The organism is Streptomyces flavovariabilis, from assembly GCF_000725785.1.
Classification (GTDB): Bacteria; Actinomycetota; Actinomycetes; order Streptomycetales; family Streptomycetaceae; genus Streptomyces; species Streptomyces hawaiiensis.
In genome coordinates this window covers 47,390-67,985 of record NZ_JNXD01000022.1, presented here as the reverse complement: position 1 = coordinate 67,985, position 20,596 = coordinate 47,390, and the positions used below count along the sequence as shown (strand labels likewise).

Annotated in this window: 21 protein-coding genes; 8 read left to right on the top strand and 13 right to left on the bottom strand. The window is 72.0% G+C overall.

Features of this window, described 5'->3' with window-relative positions; all coding sequences use genetic code 11:
• Positions 1-33: 33 nt before the first annotated feature.
• On the top strand, positions 34-3,522 hold the full coding sequence (locus IO24_RS0131805) for a DNA polymerase III subunit alpha (protein WP_031141708.1): 3,489 nt from the start codon (positions 34-36) through the stop codon (positions 3,520-3,522).
• Complete coding sequence (locus IO24_RS0131800) at positions 3,519-4,502, top strand: DNA polymerase Y family protein (protein ID WP_031141706.1); 984 nt, start codon at positions 3,519-3,521, stop codon at positions 4,500-4,502. The genes IO24_RS0131805 and IO24_RS0131800 overlap by 4 nt, the downstream gene beginning before the upstream one ends.
• Positions 4,503-4,518: 16 nt before the next feature.
• On the opposite strand, the gene IO24_RS0131795 is transcribed toward IO24_RS0131800, so the two are convergent.
• Entirely contained in the window at positions 4,519-4,893 is a 375-nt protein-coding gene (locus IO24_RS0131795; protein WP_031141704.1) for a cupin domain-containing protein, read from the bottom strand.
• Positions 4,894-4,972: 79 nt separating this feature from the next.
• Between IO24_RS0131795 and IO24_RS0131790 the strand changes: the two genes are divergently transcribed.
• Positions 4,973-5,419, top strand: coding sequence for a MarR family winged helix-turn-helix transcriptional regulator (locus tag IO24_RS0131790; RefSeq protein WP_031141703.1), 447 nt, complete (start codon positions 4,973-4,975; stop codon positions 5,417-5,419).
• A 172-nt stretch (positions 5,420-5,591) separates the two neighbouring features.
• Positions 5,592-6,452: an esterase/lipase family protein gene (locus IO24_RS0131785; RefSeq protein WP_031141700.1), complete on the top strand. Its 861-nt coding sequence runs from the start codon at positions 5,592-5,594 to the stop codon at positions 6,450-6,452.
• A 92-nt stretch (positions 6,453-6,544) separates the two neighbouring features.
• Here the strand turns inward: IO24_RS0131785 and IO24_RS0131780 are convergent, their stop codons facing one another.
• On the bottom strand, positions 6,545-7,543 hold the full coding sequence (locus tag IO24_RS0131780; protein WP_031141698.1) for a lytic polysaccharide monooxygenase: 999 nt from the start codon (positions 7,541-7,543) through the stop codon (positions 6,545-6,547).
• A gap of 183 nt (positions 7,544-7,726) precedes the next feature.
• Between IO24_RS0131780 and IO24_RS0131775 the strand changes: the two genes are divergently transcribed.
• Positions 7,727-8,176, top strand: coding sequence for a GNAT family N-acetyltransferase (locus IO24_RS0131775; protein ID WP_031141695.1), 450 nt, complete (start codon positions 7,727-7,729; stop codon positions 8,174-8,176).
• 30 nt (positions 8,177-8,206) lie between these two features.
• Here the strand turns inward: IO24_RS0131775 and IO24_RS47235 are convergent, their stop codons facing one another.
• Positions 8,207-8,341 (bottom strand): hypothetical protein, encoded by a 135-nt coding sequence (locus tag IO24_RS47235; RefSeq protein ID WP_097215753.1) that lies wholly within the window; start codon positions 8,339-8,341, stop codon positions 8,207-8,209.
• Positions 8,342-8,480: 139 nt separating this feature from the next.
• Here IO24_RS47235 and IO24_RS0131765 point away from each other — a divergent pair, with 139 nt between their 5' ends.
• Positions 8,481-9,113, top strand: coding sequence for a class I SAM-dependent methyltransferase (locus IO24_RS0131765; protein ID WP_037668903.1), 633 nt, complete (start codon positions 8,481-8,483; stop codon positions 9,111-9,113).
• Here IO24_RS0131765 and IO24_RS0131760 read toward each other — a convergent pair.
• Both IO24_RS0131760 and IO24_RS0131755 read right to left on the bottom strand, forming a co-directional pair.
• Positions 9,072-9,572, bottom strand: coding sequence for a ribonuclease FAU-1 family protein (locus IO24_RS0131760; protein ID WP_031141690.1), 501 nt, complete (start codon positions 9,570-9,572; stop codon positions 9,072-9,074). The two genes, IO24_RS0131765 and IO24_RS0131760, sit on opposite strands and share 42 nt — an antisense overlap.
• Positions 9,553-10,482, bottom strand: coding sequence for a GNAT family N-acetyltransferase (locus tag IO24_RS0131755; protein WP_031141688.1), 930 nt, complete (start codon positions 10,480-10,482; stop codon positions 9,553-9,555). Before IO24_RS0131755 ends, IO24_RS0131760 begins: the two co-directional genes overlap by 20 nt.
• Before the next feature lie 71 nt (positions 10,483-10,553).
• On the opposite strand from IO24_RS0131755, the gene IO24_RS0131750 reads away from it, so the two are divergent.
• Positions 10,554-10,922, top strand: coding sequence for a GntR family transcriptional regulator (locus IO24_RS0131750; RefSeq protein WP_031141686.1), 369 nt, complete (start codon positions 10,554-10,556; stop codon positions 10,920-10,922).
• A 6-nt stretch (positions 10,923-10,928) separates the two neighbouring features.
• Here IO24_RS0131750 and IO24_RS0131745 read toward each other — a convergent pair whose 3' ends face one another.
• The 7 genes from IO24_RS0131745 to IO24_RS0131715 all read right to left on the bottom strand — a co-directional run bounded on the left by IO24_RS0131745 (position 10,929) and on the right by IO24_RS0131715 (position 17,737).
• Positions 10,929-11,705 carry a DUF72 domain-containing protein gene (locus tag IO24_RS0131745; RefSeq protein WP_031141684.1) on the bottom strand — a complete coding sequence of 259 codons (777 nt, stop codon included), beginning with the start codon at positions 11,703-11,705 and terminating at the stop codon, positions 10,929-10,931.
• Between the two features lie 60 nt (positions 11,706-11,765).
• Entirely contained in the window at positions 11,766-12,161 is a 396-nt protein-coding gene (locus IO24_RS0131740; RefSeq protein WP_031141682.1) for a hypothetical protein, read from the bottom strand.
• Between the two features lie 112 nt (positions 12,162-12,273).
• The gene (locus IO24_RS0131735; protein WP_031141680.1) at positions 12,274-13,368 is read right to left on the bottom strand and encodes a DUF5925 domain-containing protein; all 1,095 of its coding nucleotides are present in this window, start codon (positions 13,366-13,368) and stop codon (positions 12,274-12,276) included.
• A gap of 75 nt (positions 13,369-13,443) precedes the next feature.
• The gene (locus IO24_RS0131730) at positions 13,444-14,244 is read right to left on the bottom strand and encodes a polysaccharide deacetylase family protein (RefSeq protein WP_031141678.1); all 801 of its coding nucleotides are present in this window, start codon (positions 14,242-14,244) and stop codon (positions 13,444-13,446) included.
• Positions 14,237-15,235 carry a glycosyltransferase family 2 protein gene (locus IO24_RS0131725; protein ID WP_031141676.1) on the bottom strand — a complete coding sequence of 333 codons (999 nt, stop codon included), beginning with the start codon at positions 15,233-15,235 and terminating at the stop codon, positions 14,237-14,239. Before IO24_RS0131725 ends, IO24_RS0131730 begins: the two co-directional genes overlap by 8 nt.
• The gene (locus IO24_RS0131720; RefSeq protein ID WP_031141673.1) at positions 15,232-16,053 is read right to left on the bottom strand and encodes a glycosyltransferase family 2 protein; all 822 of its coding nucleotides are present in this window, start codon (positions 16,051-16,053) and stop codon (positions 15,232-15,234) included. Before IO24_RS0131720 ends, IO24_RS0131725 begins: the two co-directional genes overlap by 4 nt.
• 478 nt (positions 16,054-16,531) lie before the next feature.
• On the bottom strand, positions 16,532-17,737 hold the full coding sequence (locus IO24_RS0131715) for a S8 family peptidase (RefSeq protein ID WP_031141671.1): 1,206 nt from the start codon (positions 17,735-17,737) through the stop codon (positions 16,532-16,534).
• 338 nt (positions 17,738-18,075) lie between these two features.
• Here IO24_RS0131715 and IO24_RS0131710 point away from each other — a divergent pair, with 338 nt between their 5' ends.
• Positions 18,076-18,882: an SGNH/GDSL hydrolase family protein gene (locus tag IO24_RS0131710; protein WP_031141668.1), complete on the top strand. Its 807-nt coding sequence runs from the start codon at positions 18,076-18,078 to the stop codon at positions 18,880-18,882.
• 4 nt (positions 18,883-18,886) lie between these two features.
• On the opposite strand, the gene IO24_RS0131705 is transcribed toward IO24_RS0131710, so the two are convergent.
• Positions 18,887-20,524: a serine/threonine-protein kinase gene (locus tag IO24_RS0131705; protein WP_045296793.1), complete on the bottom strand. Its 1,638-nt coding sequence runs from the start codon at positions 20,522-20,524 to the stop codon at positions 18,887-18,889.
• Between the last annotated feature and the right edge of the window lie 72 nt (positions 20,525-20,596).

Here is a 20,596-nt window from a genome sequence, read left to right as displayed (position 1 = left end):
AGCTGGTGTGGCTCACGAGTGCGGGAGGTGCGTGTGCCGGCGTTCACGCATCTGCACACCGTCTCCGGATTCTCGTTGCGTTATGGAGCTTCGCATCCGGAGCGGCTGGCCGAGCGTGCCTCCGAGCGGGGGATGGATGCCCTGGCGCTGACCGACCGCGACACGCTCGCCGGTGCGGTGCGGTTCTCGAAGGCCTGTGGGAAGGCGGGGGTCCGGCCGCTGTTCGGAGCCGATCTGGCTGTGGCGGGTGCCCAGCCCGAACGGCGGGAGCGGCGCAGGACTCCGGTGCGTGGTGGTGCCTTCGTCGACGAGTCGGCTCCCCGCGTGACCTTTCTCGCCCGGGACGGTGCCCGGGGGTGGGGGGAGCTGTGCCGGCTCGTCTCGGCTGCTCATGAGGGGGAGGGGACGCCCCTGCTGCCCCGGGAGCGCAATCATGCCGAGGGGCTGACCGTGCTGCTCGGGCCCGCGTCGGATGTCGGGCGCGCCCTGGCCGCGGGGCGGCCCGACCGGGCGGCGCGGCTGCTCGCGCCCTGGCGGGACGTCTACGGCGACCAGCTGCGGCTGGAGGCCGTCTGGCACGGCCGGGAGGGTACCGGGCCCGGGTCGCTGCGGCTGGCCGCCCGTACCGTCGGCTTCGCCGCCGAACAGCGGATCCGGCCCGTGCTCACCAACGCGGTGCGGTACGCCGACCCGGGGCTGGGGCCGGTCGCCGACGTCCTGGACGCCGCCCGGCGGCTGGTGCCCATCGACCCGGCCAAGGGGCTGGACTCAGGTGAGGCCTGGCTCAAGGGCGCCGGGGACATGTTCGGTGTGGCGGAGCGGATCGTGGAGGCCGCGGGGTTCCGGCGGGAGACCGCTCACCGGCTGGTGGAGCAGACGCAGGCCGCCGCCGCCGAGTGCCTGGTCGATCCCGAGGACGATCTCGGGATCGGTACCGTCCACTTCCCCGAGCCGCATCTGGTCGGCGCCGGACGCCGCACCGCCCAGCGGACGCTGGCCTCGCGGGCGGCGGCCGGGATGGTGCTGCGCGGGTACGACCGGCGGCGGGAGTACTGGGAGCGGATGCACCACGAGCTGGACATCATCGCCCACCACGGCTTCGCTTCTTATTTTTTGACCGTTGCCCAAGTGGTCGACGACGTACGGGAGATGGGCGTCCGGGTCGCCGCCCGGGGGTCCGGGGCCGGGTCGCTCGTCAACCATCTGCTCGGCATCGCGCATGCCGATCCGATCGAGCACCGGCTGCTGATGGAGCGGTTCCTGTCGAAGGAGCGGGTCGTGCTGCCCGACATCGACATCGACGTGGAGTCCGCGCGGCGGCTGGAGGTCTACCGCGCGATCATCGACCGGTTCGGCGCCGAGCGGGTCGCGACGGTCGCGATGCCGGAGACGTATCGCGTGCGGCATGCGATACGGGATGTGGGGGCCGCCCTGTCCATGGACCCGGCCGAGATCGACCGGGTCGCCAAGTCCTTTCCCCATATTCGGGCGCGGGATGCCCGTGCGGCACTGGAGGAGCTGCCCGAGCTGCGTGCGCTGGCGGGGGAGAAGGAGAAGTACGGGAGGCTGTGGGAACTGGTCGAGGGGCTGGACGCCCTGCCTCGCGGGGTGGCCATGCACCCGTGCGGGGTGCTGCTGTCCGACGCCTCGCTGCTGGCGCGTACGCCGGTCATGCCGACCAGCGGCGAGGGCTTTCCGATGTCGCAGTTCGACAAGGACGACGTCGAGGACCTCGGGCTGCTGAAGCTCGATGTGCTGGGCGTGCGGATGCAGTCGGCCATGGCGCACGCGGTGGAGGAAGTGGAGCGGGTGTCGGGGGTGAGGGTCGATCTGGACGGGCTGCCGTCAGGGGATCCGGAGACGTACCGGCTGGTGCGGTCCGCCGAGACCCTCGGGTGCTTCCAGATCGAGTCGCCGGGGCAGCGGGACCTGGTCGGGCGGCTCCAGCCGGCCGGCTTCCACGATCTCGTCGTCGACATCTCGCTGTTCCGGCCCGGGCCGGTCGCCGCCGACATGGTGCGGCCGTTCATCGAGGCCCGGCACGGGCGGGCGCCGATCCGCTATCCGCACCCGGACCTGGAAGAGCCGCTGAAGGAGACGTACGGGGTCGTCGTCTTCCACGAGCAGATCATCGACATCGTCGACATCATGACCGGCTGCGGGCGCGGTGAGGCCGACCGGGTGCGGCGCGGGTTGTCGGATCCGGAGTCTCAGGAGCGGATCAAGATGTGGTTCGCGCAGCACGCGGCGGCGGACGGATATGACGCGGAAACGATTCAGCGGACCTGGGAGATCATCGAGGCCTTCGGCTCGTACGGCTTCTGCAAGGCGCACGCGGTCGCCTTCGCCGTGCCGACGTACCAGTCGGCGTGGCTGAAAGCGCATCATCCCGCTGCCTTTTACGCCGGGCTGCTCACGCACGACCCCGGGATGTACCCGAAGCGGCTGCTGCTGGCGGACGCGCGGCGGCGCGGGGTGCCCGTGCTGCCGTTGGACGTGAACGCGTCGGGAGTCGCACATCGTATCGAACTGGTGTCCGGTAAATGGGGGCTGCGGCTGGCTCTCTCCGATGTGTACGGCATCAGCGAGACCGAGGCGGCGCGGATCGCCGAGGGGCAGCCGTACGCCTCGCTGGTCGACTTCTGGGAGCGGGGCCGGCCCAGCCGTCCGCTGGCCCAGCGGCTCGCGCAGGTGGGAGCGCTGGACGCGTTCGGTGCCAACCGCCGGGATCTGCAACTGCATCTGACCGAGCTGCACCGGGGTGCCCGGGGCGGGGGCGGGGGCCAGTTGCCGCTGGCCGGGGGGCGGAAGACCGCACCGGCCGGGCTGCCCGACCTCACCTCGTCGGAGCGGCTCAGTGCCGAACTGGGCGTGCTGTCCATGGACGCCTCACGCAACCTGATGGACGACCACCGGCAGTTCCTCGACGAGCTGGGCGTGGTGTCGGCGCGGCGGCTGCGCGATGCCAGGCACGGGGAGACGGTGCTGGTCGCGGGCGCCAAGGCGGCCACCCAGACGCCGCCGATCCGGTCCGGCAAGCGCGTCATCTTCTCCACCCTGGACGACGGCACGGGCCTGGTCGACCTCGCCTTCTTCGACGACTCCCACGACGCCTGCGCCCACACCGTCTTCCACTCCTGGCTGCTGCTGGTGCGCGGGGTGGTGCAGCGGCGCGGCCCGCGCAGCCTCAGCGTGGTGGGCGCCGCCGCCTGGAACCTCGCGGACCTGCTGGAAGTGCGCCGGGAGGAGGGGCTGGAGGGAGTCGCGGCCCGGCTGGCCGGTGGCGGTGATTCCGGTGGTTCCGGCGACGGCGGTGAGGGGGCTGTGCGCCGGCGGCTCGCCGGCTCGGAAGGGGCGCCCGCGCCGACGGGCTCCGCGGCCCAGGACCCGATGGAGCAGCGGAAGATCCGCATGGCCACGGGGTACGAGATGCACCCCTGGGCCGATCTGCGTCCCGCGGGGGAAGGGCCCGCGGCGGCCGGAAGGAAGTTGTGGCACCAGAGTCCGGGGAGTGCGGGATGACCATCCTCTGTGTACGTTTCCAGCTGCCTCCGACGAGCGAGGCCGACCTGCCCCACCTGCTCGGGGTACTCGAGGAGTTCACCCCCGTCGTCCAGGCCCTGCCGCCGGACGGGGCGCTGGCGGACCTGCGCGGCGCCGAGCGGTACTTCCGGCGGGACGCCGTCGAACTGGCCTCGGTGATCCGGGTGCGGTCGCTCGCGCTCCACGGAGTCGACTGCGTGATCGGGGCCGGGCCCGGCCCGATGCTGGCCAGGATGGCGCTGCGCGACGCCGTGCCCGGGGTGACGTGTGCGGTGTCCGGCGAACCGGACGCCCTCGCGGAGTTCCTCGCGGACAAGCCCGTCGCCGCGCTGCCCGGTGTGGGCGTCGCGACCGCCCGCACGCTGGGCGACTACGGCCTCGACACCCTCGGCCGGGTCGCCGCCGCGCCGCTGTCCACGCTCCAGCGGCTGATCGGTGCGAAGGCCGGCCGCGAGCTGCGGGAGAAGGCGAACGGCATCGACCGCGGCCGGGTCGTACCGAACGCCGTCTCCCGGTCCCTCGCGACGGAACGCCCCTTCGGGCGCGACGAACTGGACCCCGACCGGCACCGCCGGGCGCTGCTGTCGGCGGCCGAGGAGATCGGCGCCCGGCTGCGCGCCCTGGAGAAGGTCTGCCGCACGCTCACCCTCACCGTGCGCTACGCCGACCGGTCCGCCACCACCCGCAGCCGCACCCTGACCGAGCCGACCGCGCACTCCCCGGCGCTGACCAGGGCCGCGTACGGCATGTACGAGGCGCTCGGACTGCAGCGGGCCCGGGTACGGGCGATCACCCTGCGCGCCGAGGGGCTCGACCCCGCCGACCGGGCCGCCCATCAGCTGACCTTCGACCCGGTGGACGAGAAGGTCCGCCGTATCGAGGAGGTCGCGGACCGCGCGCGGGCCAAGTTCGGGCCGCGGGCGGTGATGCCCGGGGGACTAGGGGGGCGGGCGGCGTAGATCCCCCCGTCTGACGTCAGTTGGCCCACGGCGGCGCGATGCGGGTGCCGTCGGCCAGCTGTGCCTCCAGGCCGATCGAGGTGGTGACCCAGGAGTACGCGGTCCGGTCGGTCGGGTTCTCGACGGTCAGGGTGGTGCCGGCGTTGATGATCACCGTGTCGCCCGCGGCGATCCGCTCGGTGCGACCGTCGAGGGTGATCAGCAGTTCGCCGTCGAGCAGATGGAAGATCTCCTCCCGGCTGACCGTGTGCGCGGGCGCCTTGAGGCCGGCCGGGATCTCGCCGCGCCAGGCGCACAGTTCCTTGCTGCCGCAGGCCGGGGTGGCGTACGAGACGAAACGGGCGCCGTGGATCTCGTGGATGACGGCTTCGGACGAGCGGACGATGGGCACGCGGCCTCCAGGTGGTCAAGTAGCTTGACCATATAGTCAGGCTACTTGACCACTACGTCAAGGGTGTTTCAATGCACGGGTGCAGAACTCCGAGGCCATGGCCCTGTCCGCCGCCCTGCTCGCCGTCGTCGGCGGGCTCACGCAGCGCATCCACGAGGGTGTGATCGCTCGCGGCTTCGAAGGGCTGCGGCCCGCGCACGGTTTCGCCTTCGCCCGGCTCGCCCCGGACGGCGCGACGGTCACCGACCTCGCCGCTCATCTCGGGGTGACCAAGCAGGCCGCGAGTCAGCTCGTCGACGAGATGGTGCGCAAGGGGTACGCCGAGCGGCGGCCGCATCCCGGGGACGCGCGGGCCCGGCTGGTCGTGCTGACCGGGCAGGGCTGGGCGTGTACGCGGGCGGCGGAGGAGGCCGCCGCCGAAGCCGTGCGGGAGTGGGGGAATGTACTGGGGGAGCGGGAAGTGCGGTCGCTGGGGGAGCAGTTGCTTCGGATCGCTCCGCACGGGCCCATCCGGCCTGCCTGGTGAGGGGGCGTCAGCCGGGGCTCCGGGCGCCGGCCGGCGTCGCAAGTTTTTACTGACGCGTAACTTCCCACTTTGACTACTCGCTCGTAACTTGACGAGTGAACAGCATCCTCGTGATCCGGATCACAGGGCCCAGTGCCGTCGCACCCCCCTTGAGCCGCAAGGAGATCACCCGATGCTGCCCTGGAAACGAGTGCTCAGCCCCCTGGCCGCGCTGCTGCTGACCGCCGCGGCCCTCACCGTCCCCGCCACCACCGCCCAGGCCGCCGGCGCCCCGAGCTCCGGCTGGAACGACTACTCCTGCAAGCCGTCCGCCGCCCACCCCCGCCCCGTCGTCCTGGTCCACGGCACCCTCGGAAACTCCGTGGACAACTGGCTGGGCCTCGCCCCCTACCTCAAGGTCCGCGGCTACTGCGTCTTCTCCCTCGACTACGGGCAGCTGGAGGGAGTCCCCTTCTTCCACGGCCTCGGGCCCGTCGACAAGTCCGCCGGACAGCTGAAGGACTTCGCGGACAAGGTGCTCGCGGCCACCGGAGCCGCCGAGACCGACGTCGTCGGGCACTCGCAGGGCGGCATGATGCCCCGCTACTACCTGAAGTTCCTCGGCGGAGCCGCAAGGGTCAACGCCCTGATCGGCATCGCGCCCAGCAACCACGGCACCACCCTGAGCGGGTTCACCCACCTGCTGCCGTACTTCCCGGGCGCCGCGGACCTGTTGGCGAAGAACACCCCCGCCCTCGCCGACCAGGTCACCGGCTCCGCCTTCCTCACCAAGCTCAACGCGGGCGGCGACACCGTGCCCGGCGTGCGCTACACCGTCATCGCCACCCGGTACGACCAGGTGGTCACGCCCTGGCGCGGCCAGTACCTGACCGGGCCCGACGTGCGCAACGTCCTGCTCCAGGACCTGTGCCCCGTCGACCTGTCCGAGCACGTGGCCGTCGGACTGCTGGACCGGGTCGTCTTCCATGAGGTGGCCAACGCCCTCGATCCGGGGCGCGCCAGGCCCACCACCTGTGCTTCTGCGTTCGAATGACACGTGTCAGCAGCGGACGGCGGCCAGGGCGACGATGCGGGGCCCGTCCGGCCTGAGCCGCCGGACAGGCCCCGGGTCACGGGGCGGCAGGGTCAGCCGCCGTGCCGCCCGCCGCTCACCGTGCGGCGCCGGGCCGACAGGAACAGGGCCGACGAGCCCAGCGCCAGCGTGGCCGCGCCGCCGATCGCGAGGTACGTGGTGCCGCTGCCACCGCCGGTCTCGGCGAGGTTCCCGGTGGCACCGGCCGCCTCGAGCCGGTTGGCCGCGGGCGCGGCCGCCTTCGGCCGGTCCGGCGTGCTCTCCTGCGGGGCCGCGGCCGGCTCCGCCGAGGTGCCGGGGTCGTCGTCGCCGTGCCCGTGGTGCTCGACGGTCGACTTGTCGTTGCCGTCCTCGATCTGCTTCTCGCTGGGTGCGGAGGCGGACGGGGCCGGAGCGGCGCCGCCCGCCGTGCTGTCACCGCCGAAGCTGACGTCCGAGCAGGAGTAGAACGCCTCCGGGCTGTCCGAGCGCTGCCAGACCGCGTACAGCAGGTGCTTGCCGGAGCGCTGGGGCAGGATGCCGGAGAAGGTGTAGAAACCGCCGGTGGCGGCCGGGTCGGTGGACGTCGCGACCGGGTTCGCCAGATCCAGGTCCTTCCAGGCGAGCGGCTTGGCCGGGTCGTAACCGGGCTTGGTGAGGTAGACCTTGAAGGTGCCCTTGTGAGGGGCCGTCACGCGGTACTTGAAGGTGTGCGAGCCGCTGCGCACGCTCGTAGCCGGCCAGTCGGCGCGGGCCAGGTCGAGGCCCTTGAACTGCTCGTTGTTCGCGCTGCACAGCCTGCCGTCCGGTATGAGCTGCTGGTGCCGGCCGCCCGCGTCGCCGATGCGGATGCCGTTCCAGTCGTAGAGGGCCTGGGTGCCGCCCGCCGCGACCGCGGCCTCGCACGCGGCCGACTTCGGGCTCTCGGGGCCCTCGGCGTAGCACTGCGAGACGCGGCTGACCGGGTCGCCCATCGAGCCGTGCGCGGAGGCCGGGGCGGCGGTCAGCGCGGTCAGGGCGAGCGGGAGGCCGCCGAGAGCGACGACGGTGGCTGCCTTGCGGCGTGCGGGCATGCGGGAACTCCTCGGAACGGTTTCATGGGACAGGTCCGGGCCAGGGTGGGCCGGATCCCGTGGGGTGCTCCCGAAGCTAGCCCCTGAGAACCGTGAAATCGCCTGCTGAGGGCGGGTGGAGGAGATCCTTATGGCCCGCTTAAGGGAGTGTTCGGACTGGCATCAGGTAGGTACCGTCGCGGCATGGCAGACGAGGAGATCCGGCCGGCCGGGGCTGTCGACGTACCGGTCGTCGCGGACGTGATCGACGCGGCCTTCCGCCCTTACATCGAGCGCATCGGGCGGGTGCCGCAGCCCATGGAGGAGGATCACGCGGCGAACGTGGCCGCGGGCAAGGTGTTCGTGACGGGCGATCCCGTGACCGGCCTCGTCGTGGTCGAGGCGTTCGAGGACCATCTCTTCCTCGACACCATCGCCGTCCACCCCACCGCGCACGGTGGGGGAGTGGGGCGGCGGCTGCTCCGGTTCGTGGACGCACACGCGCGTGCGCTGGGCCTGCCCGAGGTCAGGCTCTACACGAACGCGCTGATGTGGGAGAACCAGCAGATCTATCCGAAATACGGCTACGAACGGGTCGAGCGCCGCGTGGACGGGCCCTACGACCGCGTGCACTACCGCAAGCGGCTGCTCTGAGGCGTGCGTCTCATGATCGGCACCGGCCGTTCAGGCGTCCGGCCACCAGGTGCGTGCGATGTCCTTGCGGACCTCGGGGCGCCCGGCGGGGCACTCGTCGGCCTCTTCGCGGACCCGGCGGACGTCCGTCTTCTTCAGGGGCTTCTGCACGGTCACACGGCGCATGGCTGCCTCCTCAATGGTCTACCGGGTTCCGCGTTCTCACGGAGGTAGACCTTTCGGGGGAGAGTTGCTCATCGTTCCTGGTCTGTCAGTGGCGGCAGTCACGATTCGGGTGTCAGTGGCGGGTGTCACTCTTGGGCCCATGACGAACGTGGACTGGGACGCCGAGGCCGCCTCCTTCGACGAGGAGCCGGACCACGGCCTGCGCGATCCCGAAGTGCGCCGCGCCTGGGCCGGGCGGCTGCGCCGCTGGCTGCCCGGGCGGGCGGCAGACGTCCTCGACCTCGGGTGCGGCACCGGCAGCCTGTCACTCCTCGCGTCCGAGCGGGGGCACCGGGTGACGGGCGTGGACCTCTCGCCGGCGATGGTGACGCTCGCCCGCGGGAAACTCGCCGGGCGCGACGCTGTGTTCCTCGTCGGTGACGCCGCGGCACCGCCGGTGGGGGAACAGCGTTTCGACGCCGTGCTCGTACGGCACGTCCTGTGGGCCCTGCCCGATCCCGGCCGCGCCCTCAGGCACTGGTGCGGGCTGCTGCGGCCGGGCGGACGGCTCGTGCTGGTCGAGGGCGTGTGGGGAAGCGTCGAGCCGGTCGGCATACCCGCCGAGCGGCTCACCGGCCTGCTCGCCCCGATCGCCGGACGGGTGTCCGTGGAGCGGCTCTCGGACGATCCGATGCTGTGGGGCGGGCAGGTGACGGACGAGCGGTACGCGGTGATCGCGCAGGTCCCGACGTCAGGCCAGGAGCGCGGTGAAGCCGCCGCCGCGGGCCAGTGACTCCAGCTCGTCGAGCGCGGCCAGGGCGGCCCGCGCCGCCTCCGGGTCCGACTCGCCGAGGCCGCTCTCGGCGAACTCGTCCTCGTCCAGGCGCCGTACGTCCGTGCCGTCGGCGGAGCGCCACAGGTCCAGGTCGAGATCCTCCACGACCAGCTCCGCAGCGGAGCGCCGGGCGGGCCGGGTGACGTCGCAGTACCAGCCCTTCAGCGCGCCCGTGGCGGAGCGGACCTCCTTCACCGCGTACCAGCGGTCGCGCCAGTAGTACTCCGTGAAGACGTCCCCGGGTTCGAAGCGGACGAACCCGAAGTCGCGGACGCCGGACCCCGCCCACGGGGCCCGGACCGCGACGCGCGTGCCGTCGTCCGTCAGCAGCTCGCCGGTGTAACGGATCTTCGTACGGCCCGCCTTGACGAGCACGACGTCCAGCTGCGGCAGCCGCTCAGCCGAGTTCGCGGACATGACGCACCTCCTTCGCGCAGATCTCGTAGCCGAACCACTTGTTGATGGCGATCATCGGCTCGTTGCCGGTGTCGTTGCCGGTGAACGCCTCCGTGTACCCCGCGGCGCGGGCGCGGTGCAGGGAGTCGTTCTTGGCGAGCTTCGCCAGGCCACGGCCGCGGAAATCCCGGGCCGTGCCGGTCATCGCGGTGGCGTAGCGGGAACCGCCGTCGGTGTACGCCACGCTGAAGGCGGCCGGCCGCCCGTCGACGACGGCGACCGTCGTCAGGTCGCGGTTCAGGAGCGGATGCTTCCAGTTCTCCTCGAGCCAGGCCTCGTAGTCGGTGAACTCCACGTCGATGTCGCTCGGTTCGTCCGACGAGGTCTCCGCGTCCAGTTCGAACATCGGGCGCGGGTCGTCCGCGAAGTCGGCGGCCGTGCGCAGCTCGACGCCCGCCGGGAGGTCCTGGCGGGGCGGCAGGGCGCCGGCCGTCAGGTCCAGCCGCAGGAACCAGGCCGAACGGCTGGCCCGGAAGCCGTGCCGCTCGGCGAAGGCGCGGTTGTCCGGCTCGTCCAGCACCCAGGTGAACAGCTTGGTGACACCCAGACGTCCCAGGCGCTCCTCGGCGGTGCGCAGCAGGAGTGAACCGGCGCCGCGACCCGTGTGGCCCGGGCGCACGTAGATGTTGGCGGAGCCCTGGCCGGGCTCCGGGCTCTCGTGGGCGACGCTGACCTGGGCCGTGCCGATGATCTCGCCGTCCTCCTCGGCGACGAGCTGCTGGAAGTGGGCGTCCGGGTGGGCGTGCGTCAGGGTGTGCACCACGGATTCGGGTGTGGACAGCATGTAAGGCAGGGCGAGGCGGCGGGTGGTGGAGAACCCCTCTGCGTCGGCTCTGACGTCGGGTCGCAGGTCGCGCACGATCATGGTCATGGAGAGGCACGCTATGTGCGGACCCGTCCGGGGTGCCTCTCATTTTCCGCCGGGTGCGCGACAATCGGCCTGTGACCTTGAAGATCGACATCGACGACAGTGCCCCACCGTACGAGCAGGTGCGGGCACGGATCTCCGAGCAGGCGCGCTCGGGTGCGCTGCCGGTGGGGTACCGGCTGCCGACCGTGCGGGGACTGGCCGGGTCGCTGGGACTCGCCGCGAACACCGTCGCCAAGGCGTACCGGGCGCTGGAGGCGGACGGGGTGATCGAGACGCGCGGCCGCAACGGCACGTTCGTGGCCGCCGCCGGCTCGGCGGCGGACCGCGAGCTGGCCTCGGCCGCGCAGGCCTTTGCGGAGCGGGCCAACAGGCTCGGGCTGGGCGAGGACGTCGCGCTCGCCGCGGTCCGGGACGCCCTGCGGGCGGCTTACGGGAAGTAGGGAGTCCTAACCGGACCGCTGCGTCAGCCGCTCAGGGGTCCGCGTGATCTCCAGCCCCGCCGACCTCCCCGTCCGTGCGAACGCCATCGCGTCCTCCACCGCGGCGCCGCCGGGGTCGTTGTTGAAGTACGCGTAGACGTCCTCGCCGCCGGGCCAGGTCGTGGCGACGCGGTCGAGCCAGGTGGCGAGGGAGCGGCGGCCGTAGCGGGGCCAGGGCCAGGCGCGGCCCTGGTGGAAACGGACGTAGCCCCAGTCGGTGGTGCGCCACAGGGGTGTCGCCGGGCGGGCCAGGATGTCGGCCCAGCACAGGGCGGCCCGCCGGGACTCCAGGACACGGCGGACCTCCGCGTTCCACCAGGAGTCGTGGCGCGGCTCGACCGCGACCCGGGTCGAGGCGGGGAAGCAGGCCAGGCAGGCGTCCAGCAGGCCCGGGTCGGCGCGCAGGGTGGGCGGGAGCTGGAGCAGGACCGGGCCGAGACGGTCGCCGAGGCCCGCCGCGTGGCTCATCAGGCGGTGCACCGGCTCCTCGGGGTCCTTGAGCCGCTTGATGTGCGTCAGATAGCGGCTCGCCTTGACGGCGACGACGAAGTCCCGGGGCACCCGCCCCCGCCAGTCCTCGAAGGTCTCCCGGGCCGGCAGCCGGTAGAAGGCGTTGTTGATCTCGACGGTGGCGAAGTGCCCCGCGTACTCCTCCAGCCAGAGCCGCATCGGCAGCCCCGACGGGTACAGGACGTCCCGCCAGTCCTTGTACTGCCACCCGGACGTGCCGACGAAAAGGGTCATACGCCTATCAAAGCACCGTGTCCTGGAGGGTGGCGGCGGCGACCCGGCCCCCGGGCCCCGCTACGCGTCGGCGCGGGTGTGGAAGCGGTAGAACAGCAGCAGGAAGACGGCTGCCGTGACCAGCAGCGTCGTGATGACCACGGGCCGGATGTCGTCGCCGGTCTGGCTGTAGAGGAAGCCCAGGGCGACGCCGGCGAAGGCGGCCCGGAGCAGGGCGTGCAGGGCGTGCCGGTCGCGCCCGAGGCGCCGGGTCACCTGGACCACGGCGACGCAGAGCGCCGTGAAGGCGAGCGCGCTCCACACACCCGACGCCACATCCGGTCCGGTGATCGGACCGCCGTGACGCCGGTTCACCGCGACCCAGTTGCCGTAGACGGCACCGAGGACGACGGGCAGGACCCACCGTGCGACGCGGTGGGCGGGTTCGCTGAACACGGTGGGCGCCGTGTGCGCCATCGGGGGCCTCCCTGGTCCATGCGGAGCTCGGCGTCGCTCCGCGCACACCCTGGCACGCCCGGGTAACGGGGAGGTGAGAGGCGGTTGTGAACGAACCGGGCGGGTGACCCGGCTACAGATACAGCCCCGCGTCGACGCCGCCGCGCGGCTCCGGCAGGGACGTCGGGGACGTGCCCCGGCGCAGTGCGTACAGCTCCGCCAGCGTCGCGCCCTCGCGGCCGATGCCGTCCTCGTGGCCCAGCCAGTTCACGGCCTCCCGGCGGGTCAGCGGGCCCACCTCGATGCGGGCGAGGCAGCGCCCCGGGCGGACCACGGCGGGGTGGAGGCGCTCCAGGTCCTCGTTGGTGGTGACGCCGACCAAAACGTTGCGGCCCTGGCCGAGCAGTCCGTCCGTCAGGTTCAGCAGCCTCGACAGTGCCTGGCCCGCCGTGTGCTTGGCCTCGCCGCGGATCAGCTCGTCGCAGTCCTCCAGGAGCAGCAGCCGCCAGCGGCCCTTGCCCGTCGCGTCCTCCTCGCCGATGGCGATGTCCATGAGGTAGCCGACGTCGGAGAAGAGCCGCTCGGGATCCAGGACGCAGTCCACCTGGCACCAGTCGCGCCAGGAACGGGCCAGCGTCCGCAGCGCCGACGTCTTGCCGGTGCCCGGCGGACCGTGCAGCAGCAGGAGACGGCCCGCGATGTCCTCGGGGGTCGTCTTCATCAGCCGGTCCATGGCGTCCGCCACCGGCGCGGTGTAGTTGGACCTGACCTCGTCCCAGGTGCCCGCCGCGATCTGGCGGGTGGTGCGGTGCGGGCCGCGCCGCGGGGAGACGTACCAGAAGCCCATCGTGACGTTCTCCGGCTGCGGTTCGGGCTCGTCCGCCGCGCCGTCCGTGGCCTGGTCGAGGACCTTCTTCGCCAGCTCCTCGCTGGTCGCCGTCACCGTGACGTCGGCGCCCCGGTTCCAGCGGGAGACCAGCAGCGTCCAGCCGTCGCCCTCGGCGAGGGTCGCGCTGCGGTCGTCGTCCCGGGCGACGCGCAGCACCCGGGCGCCGGACGGCATCAGCGTCGCCCCGGAGCGCACGCGGTCGATGTTCACCGCGTGGGAGTACGGCTGCTCGCCCGTCGCGAAGCGGCCGAGGAACAGCGCGTCGACGACGTCGGACGGGGAGTCGGAGTCGTCGACGTTGAGCCGGATCGGCAGCGCCTCGTGCGGGTTTCCAGACATGCCGCCATGATCCGGCACGGGGACGCCGCGTGCACCCGTTTTCCCGGTGCACGCGGCGCGCTGCCCCTGTGCAGGTCAGCCCCCGGAACGGGAGACCAGCCGGCGGGCCTGCCGGGCCCTGCGGACCACGGCGTACCCCTTGGTCAGGGCACGGTCCCCGGCGAACGTACGGGCGATCGCGCGCCCCTCGATCACCCGCTCGAACTCCTCGGCACCCGTACTGCGGCGCACCGTCACCCGCCGCAGCGCGTACGGCCCCTGCGCGCGCTGCGCGAGGCCGTTGCCGACGGCGAGGGCCTGGGCGTAGCCCGTCTCGCGCACCGTCTGCCGGACCCGGCGGCTGGAGTAGCCGTAGGGGTAGGCGAACGAGGCGGGGACGGCGCCCAGTTGATCCGAGATGATCTCCTTGCAGTGGATCAGCTCGAACCGCAGGGTGGCGTCGGAGACCTGGTCGAGCTGCGGGTGGCTGTGGCTGTGCCCGCCGATCTCGACACCCCCCGCCGCGAGTTCGCGGACCTGGTCCCAGTCCAGCATGGTGTCCAGGCCGCCCCCGGTGTCGTACGGCCCCCTGAGCCACCCGGTCGAGACGAACAGGGTGGCCGGGAAGCCGTGCTTGGCGAGCACGGGGAGGGCGTGCCGGTGCACGCCCTCGTAGCCGTCGTCGAAGGTGATGAGGACCGGCCGCTCGGGCAGCGGCCGGCCGGAGCGCCAGCACGCGGCCAGTCCGGCCGTGGTGAGGGGCCTGAGGCCCCGGTCGGCGAGCACCGCCATCTGCTCGGCGAACGCCTCCGGGGTCACCGACAGGGCGCGGGTCGCGTCGTTCGGGTCGGTCGCGACCGCGTGGTACATGAGGATCGGGACGCGGGCGTCACTCACGGGCCGCCACCTCCACCTCCGGCACCTGGAACGTGGTGCCGCCCCGGCGGGCCCGGACGCTGCCGACGACGTAGCCGCCCGCCGCCGTCAGCACCCCGGCCACGATCGCGCCGGCCCGTCCCGCACCGCCCGGCCGGGCCAGCACGGCGTCCCGCAGACCACGGGCCACCCCGGCGGGCAGGACCCGCGTGGCGTACCGGCGCTCCGACTCCAGTCCCTTCCCGGCGCCGACGCTCCGGGCGACCAGGGCCTTGGACAGGCCCTCGGCGTAGGCGCGGGTGCGGAAGTAGCGGAAGTGCTCGCGGTTTTCGGGAACGCGGTGGTGGATCACCGCCCGGTCGTCGATCAGCAGCACCGCGTCGGGCCGGGCGCGGCTGAGGCGGATGCACAGTTCCGTCTCCTCGCAGCCCAGCGGGCGTTTGTCCCCGTCCCGGCCGATGCCGGTGGCGAAGCCGCCCGCCGCGTCGAAGGCGCTGCGGCGGAACGAGGCGTTGCCGCCGAGCACGTTGCGCACCCGCACCCGGCCGCGCGGCAGGCCCCGGTACGTGCAGCCCACCACCCAGTCGAACTCCTCCGGGAACCAGTCGGGCCGTCGCCCCGACGCCCAGACCGGCACCGTGCGCCCGCCGACCGCCATGACCCGCGGGTCGGTGTACGCCTCGGCGAAGTGCCGCAGCCAGTCGCGCTCGGCCACGGCGTCGTCGTCGAGGAAGGCCACGACCTCGCCGCGCGCGGCGGCGATGCCGGTGTTGCGGCCGGCGGACAGGCCGCGGGGGCCCGCGTTGGCGAGCACCCGCACCGCAACGGGCTCTGAGGACTCCTTGTACTCCTTGGCGAGCCGCTCCCGGAGCGTCTCGTTGTGATCGACGACCAGCAGCGTCTCCAGGGCCGGCCGCGACTGCGCGTGGATCGAGGAGACCGCCGCGAGGATGTCCTCCCAGCGGTCCTCGGTGTACGCGCAGATCACGACGGAGACGTCGGGACCGCTCAAGACACCTCTCCCCGCATCGCGGCCGGCATCGACGACCGGGGCGAACGGCGGCGCAGCGCACGGCGGTTGGAGCGCTCCTGAAGGATCACCCGCAGCACGCGCAGACCGTCCCGCACGGCCCTGAGGTTGCTGGTGCCGTGGATGCGCAGGTACTCGTGGCTCGGGATCTCCTGCACCTTGAGCCCGGCCTTGACGACCCGGATGTTCATCAGGGTCTCGACCTCGAAGCCGGTGCAGTCGAGGTCGATCTTGTCCAGGCAGTGCCGCCAGAAGGCGTTGTAGCCGTAGCACAGGTCGGTGTAGCGGGCGCCGAACTTGCGGTTCACGACCGTGCACAGTGCCCAGTTGCCGAGCTTGCGGATGAAGGTCATGTCGTCGGTGCCGCCGCCGTTGGCGAAGCGGGAGCCCTTGGCGAAGTCCGCGCCGGAGACCAGGGCGGAGACGTACGACAGGATCTCCCCGCCGTCCGCCGAGCCGTCCGCGTCGACCATCACGATGATGTCGCCGGTGCAGGCCTGGAACCCGGTGATCAGGGCGTCGCCCTTGCCCTTGCCGCGCTGCTCGACGACCTTGACCTCGGGCCACAGCTCGCGGGCGACCTGGACGGTGTCGTCCGTGGAGTTGCCGTCGACCAGGACCACTTCGTGGATCCAGCCGGGCAGGGTCTTGAAGACGTACGGAAGGTTGTCCGCCTCGTTCATGGCCGGGATGACCACGCTCACCGGCGGCGCTATGGCCAGGTGCGAGGAGACGGGCCGGTACTTCCCGGCGGTCGGCGGATACGGGTCTGCCGCGGCCGGCTGCAGTACGGAACTCATGAGTCTGGTCCCTCTCGTCCGGTGGACCGCCCCCCCAGGGCAGTCCGGATCCAGTCCGGTTCGAAAGGGGGGTTCTCACCCGTGGCACGCCGAGATGGAGCTTCGGGCACGCCGGGTGAGCTGGCAAAGCTGGTCGGCGGCGAAAACGGCAGCCGACCGCGCGGCACGGCCCGGAGACAGTTGCGATCACCGAGCACGGCACCCCCCTACCGCGCCCCGCGTCGGTTCGTCGCGGTCCTTGAGCCCTCCCCTAGAGCCGCGTACTGACGGACCGATGCGGGTGAGATGTATGACGGTATTGACGATTGAACCCGTATGGCAAGACCTGGAACGGCCTCTCACGTTTTTGTTGGTTTGGCCGTTGTGACAGGTGTCTTGAGTGACGCAAGTTGCACGTTCCCGTCGCATAAACATGCGTTCCCCGGAGGCGATCAGGGCCTCCGGGGAACGCATGTTCAGGTTCCGGTGCGGGCGTCGGTCACTGCACGATCTGCAGCAGCCGGTTCGGCGAGCCCGAACCCGCGCTGGTGACCTTGCCGGTGACGGCGCCGTTCGCCAGGGCCGTGGCCACCTGGGCCGGGGTGGAGGAGGTGTGGCCCGCCAGGTAGACCGCCGCCGCGCCCGCGACGTGCGGGGTCGCCATCGAGGTGCCGGAGATGGTGTTGGTCGCGGTGTCGCTGGTGTACCAGCCGGCCGTGATCGAGGAGCCGGGCGCGAAGATGTCCAGGGCGGAGCCGTAGTTGGAGTAGCTCGCCTTGGCGTCGGTGCTGGTGGTGGCCCCGACCGTGATCGCCTCGGCGACCCGGGCCGGCGACGAGGAGGAGGCGGTGGTGCTGCTGTTGCCCGCGGCGACGGCGTAGGTGACGCCGCTGGCTATGGAGTTGCGGACCGCCGTGTCCAGGGTCGCGGAGGCGCCGCCGCCCAGAGACATGTTGGCGACCGAGGGGCCGGAGTGGTTCTGCGTCACCCAGTCGATGCCCGCGATCACGCCGGCCGTGGTGCCGGAGCCGCTGTTGTTCAGCACCCGCACGCCCACGACCTTCGCCTTCTTGGCGACGCCGTAGGTCGAGCCCGCGATCGTGGTGGCCACATGGGTGCCGTGGCCGTTGCCGTCGGAGGCGGTGGTGTCGCCGTCGACGGCGTCGTAGCCGTAGGAAGCACGGCCGCTGATCTGCTGGTGGGTGATGCGGACACCGGTGTCGATCACATAGACCGTCACACCGCTGCCCGCGCTGTCCGGGTAGGTGTAGGTGCCGGACAGCGGGAGCGAGGCCTGGTCGATGCGGTCCAGGCCCCAGGGGGCGCTGGTCTGGGTGGCGGCGAGCGTGACGCGCTGGTTCTGCTCGACGGAGGCCACCGCCGGGTCGGCGGCGAGCTGCCGGGCCTCGGTCGCGGAGAGGGTGGCGGAGTAGCCGTTCAGCGCCTTGCCGAACGTCTTCTCGACCGAGCCGCCGTACTCCTTCACCAGCTCCTTGCCCGCGGCCGAGGACGCCTTCAGGCCCGCGCTCTTCTTGAGCGTGACGAGGTAGCTGTCCTTGATCGCGGTCGGGGAGTCCGCGGCGAGCACCCGGCCCTCGGCCGGTGCGGCCTGGGCGGGAAGGGCGGTGAGCCCGCCCACGAGGGCGGCGGTCGCCAGCGAGGTGAGTGCGGCGAACCCGAGTCTCTTGCTACGCAGTTGTGCCATTACGAGGGAGTCCTCCTCTAGGCGGCGCACGCCTGGGTGGGGCGCGCGCCCTGTGGGGGATGTGCGCGTGCTCGCGCACACGGGCCAGGGAGCGTTGCGTTCCGCTCTCGGCCGGAGTAAAGCGTCGGCCAACTACCGGCGTAGAACAAGGGAGTTGAGCATCCGTCAACAAATTTGTCATGCACGCGCAACAACAGGTGGTGGACGTGTAACACGACCCGCTGTGAACAAGCCGGGCGCATTCACGAAAGGCCGAAAGGACTTGGCATGGACACTTCCTGTCAACACGCGTAGCTGCTACGACGGTTATGGCAGAGATCCTGCTAAAGGGAGGTTCCATGAGACGTTCCCGATTTGTCGTCCTCGTGAGCTCGCTCCTCCTCGCCGTCGGCACCGCCCTCACCGGGGCAGCGACGGCGCAGGCGTCCTCACTCGCCGCAACCGGCGGCTATGTGGCCCTCGGTGACTCCTACTCCTCCGGAGTCGGAGCCGGCAGCTACATCAGCTCCAGCGGCGACTGCAAGCGCAGCACCAAGGCCTACTCCTATCTCTGGGCCGCCGCCCACTCACCCTCGACCTTCGACTTCACGGCCTGCTCGGGCGCCCGAACGGGTGATGTTCTGGCGGGCCAGCTCGCCCCGCTCAGCGCCTCCACCGCCCTCGTCTCGATCAGCATCGGCGGCAACGACGCCGGATTCGCCGACGTCATGACGACCTGTGTGACCCAGTCCGACAGCTCCTGCGTCTCCCGCATCAACACCGCCCGGGCGTACGTCGACTCCACGCTCCCCGGCAAGCTCGACGGCGTGTACTCGGCCATCCGCTCCAAGGCCCCCGCGGCCCGGGTCGTCGTCCTCGGCTACCCCCGCTTCTACCAGCTCGGCGCCACCTGCCTCGGCCTGTCCGAGACCAAGCGCAAGGCCATCAACGACGCCTCCGACCACCTCAACACCGCCATCGCCAAGCGCGCCGCGAACCACGGCTTCGCCTTCGGCGACGTCCGCACCACCTTCACCGGCCACGAGATCTGCTCCGGCGACCCGTGGCTGCACAGCGTCAGCTGGCTCAACATCGGTGAGTCGTACCACCCGAAGGCAGCCGGCCAGTCGGGCGGCTACCTGCCCGTACTGAACAACAACGACTGACCGATCAGCCGGAGTCCGAGTCGGAATTCGAGTCGGAATCCGGCTCCGAGCCCGAGTCCGTGTCGGAAGGAGAAGGGGAGGCCCCGTCCGTCGGGGTCTCCGTCTCGCACGTCACCGAGAACGGCACCGACGCGGACGTCGTCCGCACCGGCTCCCGCACCTCGACGCCGATCTCGTTCTCGAACGTGCCGGTCTCCGCATCGGTCGTCACCCGCACCGTGTCCTGCTTCGAACGGCCGCCGCCCTCCGGGAACGACAGCGTCTTCCAGCCCCCGTCGAGCACTTGGCCGTCCTGCGTCACCCAGCGGTAGCTCACCTCGGCCGGCAGCCGCCCCACCGTGAGCGTCGCCGTGAACTCGGGCGCCTGGGCGTTCGGCGGCGGACAGGTGCCCGAGTAGTCCGTGCGCCGGCCCTCCAGGGTGACCCGCACCGACTGCGGCGGCGGACTGCTCTCCTTCGTCTCGCTCGGGGTCGGCGACGGACTGGACTTCTCCGACGCGGTGTCCCGCGGCGGGCTCTTGGTCGCGGTGGGCGTACTCTCCCCGGCCCCCTGGTCGTTGCCGTCGGAGCCGTCCCCGTTGTTCAGCAGCGCGTACGTCAGCCCGCCCACAGCGAGCGCCAGCGCGATCACGCCCGCGACCAGTACCCGCCCGGCCCTGCGGTCGCCGTGCCGGCCGGTGGCCGTCGTGGGGGCGGTCGACCCGGACGGCGCCGACCCGCCCGGGAACGGCATCGGAGGCGTGGGAGCGGGCTCGGGGTGACCCGCGACCGTCGGCGGGAACGGCACCGCCCGCGTGGTGTCCGCGCGCGGTGAGCCACCCGCGGCGACGACCCGCAGATCCTCTTCGGCCCGCTCCGGCGGCAGCCGCTGCTCGGGATCCTTGCGCAGCAGCCCCTCGATCACCGGGGCGAGCGGACCCGCCCGGTACGGCGGCGGCAGCTCCTCGTCGACGATCGCCCGCAGCGTGCTCAACGGGGTGTCGTGACGGAAGGGGGAGAGGCCCTCGACCGCCGCGTACAGCAGCACCCCGAGCGACCACAGGTCGGACTCCGGGCCCGGCGTACGGCCGAGCGCCCGCTCCGGGGCGAGGAACTCGGGCGAGCCGATCACCTCCCCGGTCATGGTCAGCGCGGAGCTGCCCTCGACCATGGCGATGCCGAAGTCGGTCAGCACGATCCGGCCGTCGTTCGAGATCAGCACGTTGGCCGGCTTCACATCGCGGTGCAGGACCCCGGCCTCGTGCGCGGCCCGCAGCGCGGCCAGCACCTCGGCGCCGATGTGCGCGGCACGCTGCGGAGTCATCGGACCCTCGGCGTCCAGGACCTCCGCAAGGGAAAGGCCGCGCACCAGCTCCATGACGATCCACGGCCGGCCGTCGTCCGTCGCCACGTCGTACACCGTCACCACGTTGCGGTTGGCGACCCGGGCCGCCGCCCACGCCTCCCGCTCCAGCCGCGCGTACATCCGCTGCACGTCGTCACCCGCCAGCCCGGCCGGGGCGCGCACCTCCTTGACGGCGACCTCGCGGTGCAGCACCTCGTCGCGGGCGCGCCACACCGTCCCCATGCCGCCCTCGCCGAGTGGCGCCAGGAGCCGGTAGCGGCCCGCGATCACACGCTCATGGCCCGGTTCTTCGAACACGGCGCCCCCAATCGCAGCCGGGCGAAATCTTCATGGAGTGTGTTTTCCCCATGAGGTCGGTTTTCCTCACGA

Excerpts from the sequence above, each read along its gene's own strand:
- IO24_RS0131785 (WP_031141700.1), top strand. The coding sequence starts at position 5,592 with ATGCTGCCCTGGAAACGAGTGCTCAGCCCCCTGGCCGCGCTGCTGCTG.
- IO24_RS47235 (WP_097215753.1), bottom strand. The coding sequence starts at position 8,341 with ATGCGCCGTGTGACCGTGCAGAAGCCCCTGAAGAAGACGGACGTCCGC.
- IO24_RS0131775 (WP_031141695.1), top strand. The coding sequence starts at position 7,727 with ATGGCAGACGAGGAGATCCGGCCGGCCGGGGCTGTCGACGTACCGGTC.
- IO24_RS0131760 (WP_031141690.1), bottom strand. The coding sequence starts at position 9,572 with ATGTCCGCGAACTCGGCTGAGCGGCTGCCGCAGCTGGACGTCGTGCTC.
- IO24_RS0131720 (WP_031141673.1), bottom strand. The coding sequence starts at position 16,053 with ATGAGTTCCGTACTGCAGCCGGCCGCGGCAGACCCGTATCCGCCGACC.
- IO24_RS0131735 (WP_031141680.1), bottom strand. The coding sequence starts at position 13,368 with ATGTCTGGAAACCCGCACGAGGCGCTGCCGATCCGGCTCAACGTCGAC.
- IO24_RS0131800 (WP_031141706.1), top strand. The coding sequence starts at position 3,519 with ATGACCATCCTCTGTGTACGTTTCCAGCTGCCTCCGACGAGCGAGGCC.
- IO24_RS0131780 (WP_031141698.1), bottom strand. The coding sequence starts at position 7,543 with ATGCCCGCACGCCGCAAGGCAGCCACCGTCGTCGCTCTCGGCGGCCTC.
- IO24_RS0131710 (WP_031141668.1), top strand. The coding sequence starts at position 18,076 with ATGAGACGTTCCCGATTTGTCGTCCTCGTGAGCTCGCTCCTCCTCGCC.
- IO24_RS0131715 (WP_031141671.1), bottom strand. The coding sequence starts at position 17,737 with ATGGCACAACTGCGTAGCAAGAGACTCGGGTTCGCCGCACTCACCTCG.
- IO24_RS0131755 (WP_031141688.1), bottom strand. The coding sequence starts at position 10,482 with ATGACCATGATCGTGCGCGACCTGCGACCCGACGTCAGAGCCGACGCA.
- IO24_RS0131745 (WP_031141684.1), bottom strand. The coding sequence starts at position 11,705 with ATGACCCTTTTCGTCGGCACGTCCGGGTGGCAGTACAAGGACTGGCGG.
- IO24_RS0131765 (WP_037668903.1), top strand. The coding sequence starts at position 8,481 with ATGACGAACGTGGACTGGGACGCCGAGGCCGCCTCCTTCGACGAGGAG.
- IO24_RS0131740 (WP_031141682.1), bottom strand. The coding sequence starts at position 12,161 with ATGGCGCACACGGCGCCCACCGTGTTCAGCGAACCCGCCCACCGCGTC.